Annotated in this window: 4 protein-coding genes and 1 pseudogene; 3 read left to right on the forward strand and 2 right to left on the reverse strand. The window is 23.6% G+C overall.

Translation table 11 applies throughout. The annotated features are described in order from the left end of the window. Window positions 1-2,415 precede the first annotated feature (2,415 nt). The 3 genes from hpt (at window position 2,416) to GFV14_RS03415 (ending at window position 5,610) form a co-directional block, all read left to right on the forward strand. Complete coding sequence (hpt, locus tag GFV14_RS03405; RefSeq protein WP_457914260.1) at window positions 2,416-2,964, forward strand: hypoxanthine phosphoribosyltransferase; 549 nt, start codon at window positions 2,416-2,418, stop codon at window positions 2,962-2,964. Between the two features lie 937 nt (window positions 2,965-3,901). After that, on the forward strand, window positions 3,902-4,843 hold the full coding sequence (locus GFV14_RS03410; RefSeq protein ID WP_457914261.1) for an ABC transporter ATP-binding protein: 942 nt from the start codon (window positions 3,902-3,904) through the stop codon (window positions 4,841-4,843). Next, the gene (locus tag GFV14_RS03415; RefSeq protein ID WP_457914262.1) at window positions 4,840-5,610 is read left to right on the forward strand and encodes an ABC transporter permease; all 771 of its coding nucleotides are present in this window, start codon (window positions 4,840-4,842) and stop codon (window positions 5,608-5,610) included. The genes GFV14_RS03410 and GFV14_RS03415 overlap by 4 nt, the downstream gene beginning before the upstream one ends. A 4,666-nt stretch (window positions 5,611-10,276) precedes the next feature. On the opposite strand, the pseudogene gpt reads toward GFV14_RS03415, so the two are convergent. Continuing rightward, a pseudogene (gene gpt, locus GFV14_RS03420) lies at window positions 10,277-10,738 on the reverse strand (xanthine phosphoribosyltransferase); the annotation flags it as partial. Between the two features lie 1,381 nt (window positions 10,739-12,119). After that, complete coding sequence (gene suhB / locus GFV14_RS03425) at window positions 12,120-12,923, reverse strand: inositol-1-monophosphatase (RefSeq protein WP_457914263.1); 804 nt, start codon at window positions 12,921-12,923, stop codon at window positions 12,120-12,122. Between the last annotated feature and the right edge of the window lie 582 nt (window positions 12,924-13,505).

The raw sequence follows: 13,505 nt of genomic DNA on the forward strand, positions 1-13,505 counted from the left end.
TTCATGTCTAATTTAAAATTTAAGAATAATGTGATAGAACTTACAGTACAATCAACTCATTCTTTATAGACAAAGAAAGTAAATATAATATCATCAATATGATTATTAAATTTAGCACTCGCATCAATGAATTCTAGATATCAATTTTTTTGATTCACTTTAATATAAAATATAAACAATTTTCTACTTTGAAGCGTTAAATTAAAAATTTATACAGTGTCTTTTATACCACAGAAATAATATATACTAAATAAAACCTAGATATTCAAATGCTTATTTCTACTTTTTTAAATTAAGTAACATATTTTACACTGAACATATATTAAGTTTCAAACTTAAAACAAAAGACTATATTAAAAGTATAATATTTATAAAATTTCACTATCTTAATAATTTTAACTAGTTTACAACACAGCATCCCTCAAAATGTTTCATTCATATAATTATAACATGTTAATACTCTGAATATACTCACATAATTTTGATACGAAAAATAAAATCATAAAAAGTTCTTACCTATCTGTCGATTAAAGCGCATAAAAATTTCAGTTTTCAAAAAAATTTCGTGAGATAAAATGTTAGTCTCTACTAGAACATAGAGTTTATATATTAAAATCTTGATCTGTATAACAACCTTTTTATGGACCGTCTCTATATATTAGATTATTTTCATACCTATTTCATAAAATCATTTCATATTCTCAACTACTACTGATATGTACTTCTTGCATTATTTCACACCTAGTTTTAACATTACAATTTTTCTACTAATCGTATTTGTTGATAACGGTTTATGATAATAGTCAAGAGCTGTATTGTAAAGACAATCATCGAAATTGATTTCCCTCTAGCAAGGATTTACAAGAATATATTAGACATACACACAAATTATATACATATTAAATAACTGAGTCAGAATACAATTGTTTTAATAAGAAAAACTTTAATTTGTTAAAATATTTTTAACGAAAATTTACTGTATTTTTTTATCTAAAATACTTAATATATAATAATGACGTTTAAGCAACATTCTGAATTAATTCTTAATAATATTACTCTCAATGTATTCTGATATTAAAGTTGTACAAGTGCAGAGTTTTTATATTGTATATAAATATTACATTTTACAAAAACACATAAAGTCACCCGAATAATTCACACTAATAAATGCACTGCTTAAAATATAAACAATTGACATAATGAGATATAAAACCTTAAAGAAGGTATATATAATATTTTAAACAATCAAATGTATCTTTGAAACATAGAGTGATTATTATAAACATGCTAAATATGATAATTTTGATACATAAAATTATCGAAATAAATGGTACTCCAATCTGAAATAAGAACTATGTATCAATAACAAGAAAATACTTATTTATTATTTAATTAACTACGTTTTATGTAACTTCTACAGTATTAGAATACTAAAAACTACGTTATCATGATGTTATTTTTTAGATAGTAACGTTTACTATATTTAATTATATTATAATTAGGAAAGTTTTAACTTGTCCACTAACACCTGAAACGAAATAATTTAAAAATTAATTTTTATAACGTTGATATTCAGGTTTTAAAAAAACTATGATAATCTTTTTAAGATAAAAATATTATAACTAATTAGTTAGACTCTATAAATGTTCTTGACATTAATAACTGACATTCGTGAAACATATCTTATTAAAAAAAATCTTTTCTACTATTTTAAAATAGAATGCTATTATTGCATGTGTTTCAAATCTCAACACACTTAAAAAAATTTGTTAAACAATTATATTCAATATTTTATAAAATTATCACTTATTATTCATACTATAAAATAGTAATTAATCGTAATATAATATTTATATAGTACAATATAACTATATAATTACTTGTTTTATATCACTATTCATAATAAAAATTATATAAAAATAAAAAACAAAATTATCGTACACTGAACATACTCTCAAGAACACGTTTTAAACAAAAACAACACTACAGAAACTGTATCACATTACTTGTCAGTAAAAATCTTTAGACAAAAATAAAAATTAAGATTTAATTTTTATTTATACTTTTTATTACCATCACAATAGAATGGATTTATTACTTTAACTAAAACAAGAAAATAATAAAAATAATTCACGAAAATAAAAACAGAGCAGTATTACTCTATAAGCTTTCGTGGTTAAAAGATGTATTATGAACTGATTTAGACTGATTACAGAATTAGTGATACTGTAAATAAAGTATCTAATTCTCTTTTAAAAAGATATAAATTCTGCCATACTTCTCTTCAGTTCTATTTACATTTATTATGATCATTATTTTTTCTACTATAATTTTTTTGACCAATTATCACTAATTCTTATTAAATACTAAAGATTACGTAAGTTTAATTTATTAAAACAAATAGGTGTGAAATAATTGAAATTTACTCTTGAAATGATGATTTCTGCAGAAAATCTTAATCAGCGTGTAAGTCAATTAGCTGAAGAAATTAGTATACATTATAAACATGTTTCTGGTGAACAGATCATAGTAGGTCTTTTAAAAGGATCTTTTATTTTTATGGCAGATTTGTGTCGAAAAATTCAAATACCACATAAAATTGATTTCATGACTGTTTCAAGCTATCGTGATAAAATTTATTCAAGTCGTGATGTTAAAATTGTTACAGATTTACAAATTGATATTTATGATAGACATGTCTTAATTATTGAAGATATTATTGATTCAGGAAATACTTTAAACCAAGTGCGTGAAATCTTTAAACTACGTGGACCTAAATCAATCGCTATTTGTACATTGCTTGATAAGCCTTCACGTCGTGAAGTAGATGTTCCTATTAAATGGATCGGTTATTCCATCGAAGATAAATTTGTTGTTGGTTATGGTATTGATTATGCACAAAAATACCGTTATCTTCCTTATATTGCCTGTATTAAACCTAATTCAAAATCGATTAAACAATAAAACAATCTTTAAAATTATATTAAAATATCTAGTATATTGCACAACACTTTTTTATTAAAAGTTTCAATTAAATCATGCAAACATTAATATTGTTATTAAGTAATAAATAAATTCACTTTAGCAGAATATAAATTTTTACTCATATCAGCTGTTTTATTTATCTTATTAACTGAACTATCAATCATTATTTTTACCTAATATCCATATAAATTGAAAAATTCTTGACGAACTAAGGTAATAAATTAATTCAATAAAATTTCATTCATGTAAACTATCTTAACTTTAACAAAGTTTCAGTTCTCTAAACATAACATAATCTTTTACTCAATATTAAAAATATATGACCACTTCTTATTCATTAGATTTAGTTCAATACTTTCCACCTGAAATTAAATATTATTACATGCGTCATAATGATAGATATAAGCTTTGCTAAAAATATCAATAACATCTTGAGTGACTAGTGATCATTATAGTAACTATGAGGAGAATAACATTAAATATCTTATGATAAAATATTTTTAAACACCTAAGTTAATAAATTTTTTGGTTAAATAGGCTCTATCTAATCTCTATCTTCATACATATTTTAATTTTTTGTATTTAAAATCATTTTTAAAACTTTTAGAGTACTTGTCTTTCTAAGAATCTAATCAAATTTTTTATTAATAAGGAGCTATTTAATTCTTTAATAATTACGTATAACCTGCTTATATTATTTTATATAAAATATTTATAATATATGTTTACTTTTGATTTTCTTATTTTTTTCACGCTGTTGTAATTTACGATTTACTATTTAAAATAGGTAATATTAATCTTTCTAATTAACAAAGTATTCATAATATATTTATTATCTCTTTTCTGCATAATAGAAAATATGACTATACTGTTATATTACATCTAAATAATTTTCAGCATAAAGGTGTTTTTATATATGCATTATGCACTTGAGCTATCAAAACTAACTAAAACCTATTCAGATGGCATAGTAGCGCTAAAGGGAATCACGCTAAGTATTGAAAATGGTGATTTTTATGCATTACTTGGACCCAATGGTTCCGGTAAATCAACTACAATAGGAATAATCACTTCATTAATAAACAAAACCAGTGGTTCAGTGAAAGTATTTAATTATGACTTAGATCAACATGTTGATTTAGTTAAACAAAACATAGGATTAGTTCCACAAGAATTTAACTTTAATCCATTTAAAACAGTATTACAAATTCTAATTAATCAAGCGGGTTATTATGGCGTGTCGCGTACAATAGCTCATCAACGTGCAAAAATCTATCTCTCTCAATTAGATTTATGGGAAAAACGAGATCAACACGCTCGTAATCTATCTGGAGGAATGAAACGACGATTAATGCTCGCACGTGCCTTAATACACAAACCTAAATTACTTATTCTTGATGAGCCAACAGCAGGTGTGGATATTGAATTACGTCGCTCGATGCAAATATTTTTAAAAAAATTAAATGCACAGGGCACGACCGTCCTGTTAACCACACATTATCTTGAAGAAGCGGAAATGTTATGTCGTAATATTGGATTTATTCAAAATGGTAAACTAGTTAAAAATACCAGTATGAAAAAACTATTAAGTCAATTAGAATCTGAAACTTTTATTTTTGATCTCGGTACAAAAAACGTAATTCCTCAACTACAAGGATATGAAACACGCTTAATTGATACCTCAACGTTAGAAGTGGATGTAAAAAGAAAACAAGGCTTGAATGGAGTATTTCGTCAACTAAATGAGCAACACATTCAAATTTTAAGCATGCGTAACAAAGTAAACCGATTAGAGGAATTATTTATAAACTTCATTAAAAAAGATAATGACATAAACTATGCGGAGGAAACGTTATGATGTTTCTATATTGGATCTCGTTAAAAACGATTTGGATTAAAGAAATTAAGCGTTTTAGCCGTATTTGGATGCAAACTTTACTACCACCTATTATTACAATGTCTCTTTATTTTATCATTTTTGGTAATTTAATGGGCTCAAGAATTGGTAACATGGGAGGAGTGGATTATATGCACTTTATTGTGCCCGGTCTCATTATGATGTCGTTAATAACAAACTCTTATTCCAATGTATGCTCTTCATTTTTTTGTTCTAAATTTCAAAAAAATATTGAAGAACTACTTATTGCACCTGTACCTACACATGTTATTATTATTGGTTTTGTTGGTGGTGGTGTAGTACGTGGGATTTTAGTTGGCTTATTAGTTACTATTGTATCGCTATGTTTTATTCCCTTGCAAGTTTATTCATGGACGATTGTTATTATTACCCTATTCTTAACAGCAGTTGTTTTTTCTCTAGCCGGATTATTAAATGCAATTTTTGCTAAAACTTTTGATGATATTAGTATTATTCCAACTTTTTTTTTGACACCATTAACTTATTTTGGCGGTGTATTTTACACAATATCATTATTGCCAGAATTTTGGCAATCAATATCAAAGTTAAATCCACTTGTATATATGATAAATGGTTTTAGATATGGTTTTTTAGGCATTTCTGACATATCAATCCTAGGAACATTAGGAGTATTAATAATTTTGTTAATTGTTTTTTACTTATTAAATTGGTACTTAATTAAGCAAGGATGCGGGTTAAGAAGTTAACTTTATAATATTCTCATTTTATTAATAAGAATTATTTAATATCTAAAATATTATGATACTAGTTAATTATAGTAGATTCCAGAAAACTTAAAAAGTAAAATGTACAATACTAAGAACAATAATCTATTCATTAAAGAAAATCATTCAACCTATAATAAAAGGTAAAATATGTTCTTGAATCAATAAAAGCAGTTAAGATAATATAGTCACAATTAAAAAATTTTTTTAATATATTAATTTCAAACTAATGAAGTAAATTCTTTGTACTTAAAAACCTCGATATTATCAACAATTAACTAAAGAAATATATATGCAATATCTCTATATTGAGTCAGTAAAAAGCTGTTTAACAAATTAATCCTTAAAATATATATAGTATTGCCATATTTTAATTATGAATAACCATTAATGTGAACTAATAAAAAATGTACGATAATATATTTATCTAAATAAAATACATTTAAGATGAATTTAATTAGAACTCTCAATTGATTATAACTATAATGATATGCAATTAATCTTTATTATTCAGTAAAATGTTACGTAATTATATAGACTTCTCATACCCTCAATGCTGTATTAGACTTAATAATAAAATGTGCTAATAAGATAAAATTAATAATATTCATTAACCTTACTTATCGGATACGTAATCACAAAACTATAGAAATTTTACTCAAACTTACTAGTTAAATAGAAAAATATCTCATTTTTAACTTTTAGTAAGATTTTTTAAATCAACGTTAAATCGCTTTTTTTAAAAATATTATTGTTAATAACATCACTAAGTGAGATGATATAAATTACTAATTTTTAAATAAATTAATAAATAATTCATAAATTTAATAAAGAAAATTTAGTAAGACTTATTGCTTACTTTCAAATATCGCTTGATATAAATTATGACAAAATATCTAAAATTTTTATTGTTTATAATGAAAAGCAAACTTTTGCATTGAAATTTTGGATTTCGTATTTAATGTCATACTATTTTAATGTAGCTTCTACTTTGTAGTATACTCTATTTTAAAACTTATTAGGTTATAATAAATTTTTAATGTTGATACGCTCATACCTCGATTATGTGACAGATCTTAGTTAACATAACCCCGAATCATAAATATAGGTCAGTACATCCTTATAAGAATTATCTGAATATTAATAAACAAATGAATGACTCAGCTTAGTGAGTAATGAGACATAACAACAGAACCCGCTTTAAACTCACATATTTTCATATACTGAAAATATGACTAACTCTTAGCGTGATACCCTATTCCTTCAATATTTTATATATGTAATATGAATGAATTAAAAGAAAAAGCTTTCGAAATTCATGGTTTTATTTACTCTACAATACTTTCTACTTTGTGATAAAAATGTACGTACATACTTTACCGTATAAAAACTAAACTTAATCTATCTATGTGTTAATAGATAAAATAAAAAATCAAAGCAACAGTGTAACAACAGAGTTTTCACACTAATAATACATAAATTATTTCAAACAAAATTTTACTCGTCTAATATTTCTTCGAATTTATTTATAAAATTTTATAATCAAAATAGTTATATAAGATGTATTCGAACGATGAATTTAAACTATATATGTACAGACGTTAAATAGAAAATTTTCTAGATTTATTTACTTTATATACAATACTTAATTGTACTAAAATATAGTTATACAGCTCAAGTGAATATTCATTTTCAACATCACAATCTTGTCCATATATATATCACATCTCTATTTTAATATATTATTAATTAATTAATTAATTAATAAATAAATAAATAAATAAATAAATAAATAAATAAATAAATAAATAAATAAATAAATAAATAAATAAAAAATATTATTTTATATTTTAATAATTTATAAAATAATTTATCATTTTTTATATTTATGATATTAATATAATAACACTTTTACTGACAAAGCCTTTAAATTACAAGTCTAGAGAAAAATTAACCATTATACTTGTAATTTTAACAATAAAGTTCACTATTAATTCTTAATATTTTCATACTATTATACTATTTAAACTATTTTTTAATTGATGATAGTTATAATAAACACCATTAATATGGTCTTTTTTTTAATTTTCATTTAAAAAATAAATTGACACTTTTAAAAAATAACTTATCATTATAAATATCCTTTCTAAAAACAAGGATAATTGTGAAAGTTACGCAAATGCTCTCTAAAATTCTTTATAGTTTTTAAAATATTATTATCAGTGACAGAATTAACTAATTTATAATATTCTTTCTATGCACATAACTAACATACAACTAAACCATCTCATTTGTCTTATTTTAAAAATATCAAATATAAGTCTTCATTGTATAATAATTCTTTTAGTAAAAAAGCAATATAATCATAAACAGAAATAAATAACTACATAAATGAATTAAAAACTAAAAATTATATTACTATAGTGTGTATAAACTTACAATCACACTATTATTATAATAAGAATTATAATACAATCAGTATCATATAGATACTTGTAAAGTAATTATGAAAAAATATTTGTTATTCTTATCTACATTATATAATAATATTATTTTTTTCCTTGACGTACAAATCATCCACTAAAATGATGCTAAAATCTATTTTATTTTAATAAATTAATGAAAAACTATTGATTATTCTTGATATTATTAATATCAATACATTTAGATTTAAAGATCTAATCATGTGATCTGTAATACTATGGTTGTATATTTTAATATTTAAAAAAATAATTAGATTTTGCTTATGTTGATAATTAACTTTTTTATTTATCTATATTTTAAATATTTACTACTTAGTAGTATTTAATTTATAAATAAAATGAATATAGTTCGGCTAATAATATACACATCACAATCATACTGTTTATTTATACTATTTAGTATTATATTTCTTAAAATTACAGATCAAAAATTAATCTGTTGCAACTCCAAGTGAGTAACGTGATTTTTCTGATTTTTAATTAAAGATCTACCAGACGTAAATATATCAATAAATTCTTAACCCTTATTGTTATAAATTTATAGAATTAATAAAAATATTAAACTTACAGTTAAAAACTACTTATTCATTGAATGTATAATTTAATTAATCTTCACTTATCAATCAAAAGGAAGACAACATTTGAATATAAAATTATATAATCATTTTTTTAATTTAGAAAATAACTGCATTTTTAGTAAAAACTAAATCAGACTAAATAAAACTTAGTAAATATTTATAAAACTTAACACTCTACAATACACTAGTACTATTTATCTTTTCTAATATTAATGATAGTCCAGCTACTTTTTATAATCATCTATTAACATATGATCATTATAAGATTGTAATTAAAAATAAAAAATAAAATTAATACTGTAATATGCAATTTTTAAGAACTTGTTTAATTTTTATAAAATAGAAAAAAATAATACTTCATTCATTAACAAAAAAAATCTTTACATACCTTTTTTAGTTTTTCTAGATATTCTCAACATATATTCAGGTAATTTAAATAATTTTTTCAAAAGATAAAGATAAAAATAGATTCAAAATATAAAATTCATAAATATTTTTTCTATTACGAGTGGGAAGTAGATATTATGCATTTCCATCCAAAAAAAATTGCGTCCGTATCATCTGACAGGTTATAAAAGATATTTTTTATGTTAGTAATTTTTTGATAGTAAAGCTATCAAAATCTTTTTTTCTTTATAATTTCTTTATTCTTACAGAATTTTCATTAAGTAAAATTTGACTGTCTACTGCAATGTGTTATTTATAACTAAAACCTTTTGATTTTGCATGATGACTTTTCAGGAAATGTCTTTACTTTTAACAATTTTTATTCGTTATCATAATCATGAATAAAAATCACTAAAAAAGGAAAACCGTCTCACAATCATAATGCAAGTAAAAAAGTTTAAAGAATAAAAACACACATTATAGTAGACACTATATTTTCATTGAATGGAATTACAGTTATACGAATAAATACTAAAAAAAATCTCAACAATTGTATACTAAGTGAAAATCATTTTTATACATCAACATGTGTTATACATATCTATTACAAAGATAACATATTTGCAGATGATGCACGCTGTATACTCAAAGATATTATTAAGATAACAAAAAAAATAATAAAATTTATGTTTTGTAGATCATCACTAAATATTAGGTGATGGCGATTTATATTAATTGTTTGTCTAAAATATTATTAATATCTCTAGTAAAGAATGATCAATATCAACATACATACTTTAGAATTTTTAAGCTAATATTTTATTATTTTTAAATTCATAAAATGCTAAACGTGTGTGATTCTTTTGATGTTAAATTTTATAAATGCTCAACTTTAATATTTTTAGAAAACTATCTTGAGTCATAACGATAACTAATTTATTATTGTTAATACACTGAAATAATTTTATTTATATAGGCGATAAACTTACTCTAATCAAAAAAAATCAAGTTTAAGTAATATATTACCCTATAACTCAAATGACAGACTTTTAAATAAATATGTGCAATATAAAATGGTCTATAAGACAAAATAATATTTTACATTTGCATAATAATAGCAAGTTATATATCAATTTTATTGAGTGTATGCAAGCAACGGAATTGAGATGTATGACCAACATAACTCATAGAAACATTTTTTCTTTCCTGTTCACATAAAGGCTTAACAAAACTAACTCCCATGTCCCATGGCTGTTCAATCCATGTATCTTGAGTAATATTTATAATATAGTCGTCTACTAAATGACGACCTTTAGGCTTTGTAAATAGAGTAACAAAATATGCTTTGGGGTACATATTACGAATTACTTTTGCAGTGCCTCCTGTATCTACTAAATCATCAATAATAATAAAACCCTTCCCATCACTTTCAACACGTTTAATAACGTTAAGTTCTCGCAGATTATCATGATCATAACTTGAAATACATAAAGTATCAACATAGCGAATACCCAACTCGCGTGCAAGAAGCGCGCCTGGTATTAAACCACCGCGGCTAACTGCAATGATTCCAGACCATTGATTGACAGGTAATAACCTTTTTGCGAGTTCACGGGCATACATTTGTAACATATCCCACGTTACGATATATTTTTTACTCATAAAATTCAAGCCCCAGATGCTTAGTAAAACTGAAATATATCTTACGAAAAAAATTATATAAAAATATAATAATTTTGCACAATAAAAACTCGAAAAATATTTATTATTTAGCATTCATAACGCTTACTCTGATTAATATCTTTTATCCTTTCATGTTCTCAGTGTGACAATAATACTAACTGCATTCATCACTGAGTAATGCACGTTCATAAATAATCTTAACTCATTCTTAGTCTCAATAAGATTGTTTTAAATACGTATTAATTAGAATTAATAAAAGTTATATATTCATTATTTATCGTTTTATTGATAGCATATATAATAAAATTATTAATCATATTGCCTAGAGTATCTATCTACGTTTTACAATTACGATAATTTTAAAAAAATTAGTTTTTTTAAAATCTTATTTAAAATCTTTTCAATGATAACTGTTTGATACATATTATCAGAATAGTACATACCTAAAAAAATAACATCAGTAAATTAATAAATTAAAGAAGTATCACTGATCAGTAAAAACACACACATTCCAAGCAGTAAAAATCCTATGATACAAAGGTAGTGTGATAACTAGAACATGCTTAATTAAACCATTATACTGTTTTAGTGTTTTTAAAAAAATCGTTTTTCTTTTGTATCTGTACTTCACAGTGTGATTAAATTTATTAGAACATTAAAGTTTCAGTACTTTTAATTTTATATAGCGCAGCTCATGTCAATAGACTAACATTTAAAAAAAATTAGTATAAGTTGTGTTTGTTTATTCTAAGTCTGGTGCCATAATACGACTAAAAGATAACAGAATGATATATTGAAATAGGTAATATAGATAAAGATTTTATGCTAAGTATAGCATAAAATCCATTCTTCTTATTATTGTATGTCTGAATTAAAACAATTCATCTTTTTTAAGATGAGAAATATTAAATATTTTCTTCAATCACGCTCATGATTTAGTCATATTAAAATTAAAATAATATTTTATAAACAAAAAATTTAAATAAATAAATTTATAAATTTTTTATTTACTAATGTAATATATATATTATTAATTGCTCATTTATAATATCATTTCATGTTAATATATTTTATATTAAGATCACTAGATTATTTAGATTATTATTTACATGTTCATCACTCTAAGTAATATACCTTTCACTGAAATAAAACTTAAGAAAAATTTAAAATTATCGTGTCAGTATATTACCATAAATGTTTATATATAAAAATTTATATTATATAACTATAGTGCAGTTTTATTGTTTATTTTATTATTTCGTGAATGATAATTAGATTAAAAATGTGATCAAAATACTTTTATATAAATAGATACTATAGAACGCTGAACGCTACAGTATTAAATAAATTTAATTTAAAATTAACATTTTAACACTTCAGATAGTTCGTTACGCATAATAAATAACATGTGCTGAACAATTCGTGGGCTACCTGCAACTAAATTACCAGATATTAAATAGTTATGATTACCAATAAAATCTGTTATAATGCCTCCAGATTCACGCATAATAAGTTCGCCTCCCATAAAGTCCCAAGGTTTTAAACCAATCTCAAAATAAGCATCAACACGACCAGCAGCTATATAACATAAATCTAATGCAGAAGAACCTGTACGACGGAAGTCTGCACATCTTTCAAAAATTTTTCTCATAATATTCATATAAACAACTGCGTGTTGTTTATACTTAAAAGGAAAACCTGTAGCAATGATAGCACCCTTCAACTCACGAGCATCTGCACCGCGCAAACGATAACCATTTAACTGTGAACCTTGACCACGTACAGCACTAAATAATTCATTACGCATTGGATCATAAACAACAGCAACTTCTGTACGTCCATGAATACGTACAGCAATAGAAATAGCAAAATGAGGAAAATTTTTTGTAAAGTTAGTAGTACCGTCTAATGGATCAATGACCCATTGAATATTATTATTTTTACCTAATAACTCGCCGCTTTCTTCAGAAAAGATTGTGTGTTCAGGGTAATATTGTCGGATGACTTCAATAATAAGATGTTCACATTCATGATCAATATTCGTAACAAAATCGTTCGCACCTTTCTTCGTAATTTGAACATTATTAGGCATTTCATAACTTTTAGTTATATGATTACTAGCCTTACGTGCAGCACGTATAGCGATATTAAGTATCGGATGCATGAGATTTCCACTAAAATATTCAACAACTAAAATGCTGAATACATAAATATATAACAGTTTATTGAAATAATCAATTTATGTGCAAAATAACGACGCTTTTATTACAACTTATAATATATATAGTAATATTGCATGATCTATATTGATACCTTATATACTATCAATACAGCAATTAACAGTCTTTATGTGATCATAAACAAGATGGTTCATTTGCATCTAATGAATGTCATTATCAACTAGATTGACATGTTATTACTGTATTCAAAGTACAGCTACAAATATTATAATTTAATAACGTTACTATTATACATATATTATATAATACATTAGGAGAGATATAAAATTCTTAATTTACTTGCGTATATATCCAAAAAAAACTCTATTTCTTTGAAAAATAGTAATGTTCACTACATTCTCAAATAGCGATCTACATAAAAATATCATAATATGTTAAATAATGAAGTAAATACAGATAAAAAATAAAATAATTGTAAAATCCGGAATTTAATGATTATATTATAACCAATGCTGAATATTTATACATCTAAAGAACTTATTTTTTAGCTAAAAATACAATATGAC

Source organism: Candidatus Hartigia pinicola (assembly GCA_020541205.1).
GTDB classification, from domain to species: domain Bacteria; phylum Pseudomonadota; class Gammaproteobacteria; order Enterobacterales; family Enterobacteriaceae; genus Hartigia; species Hartigia pinicola.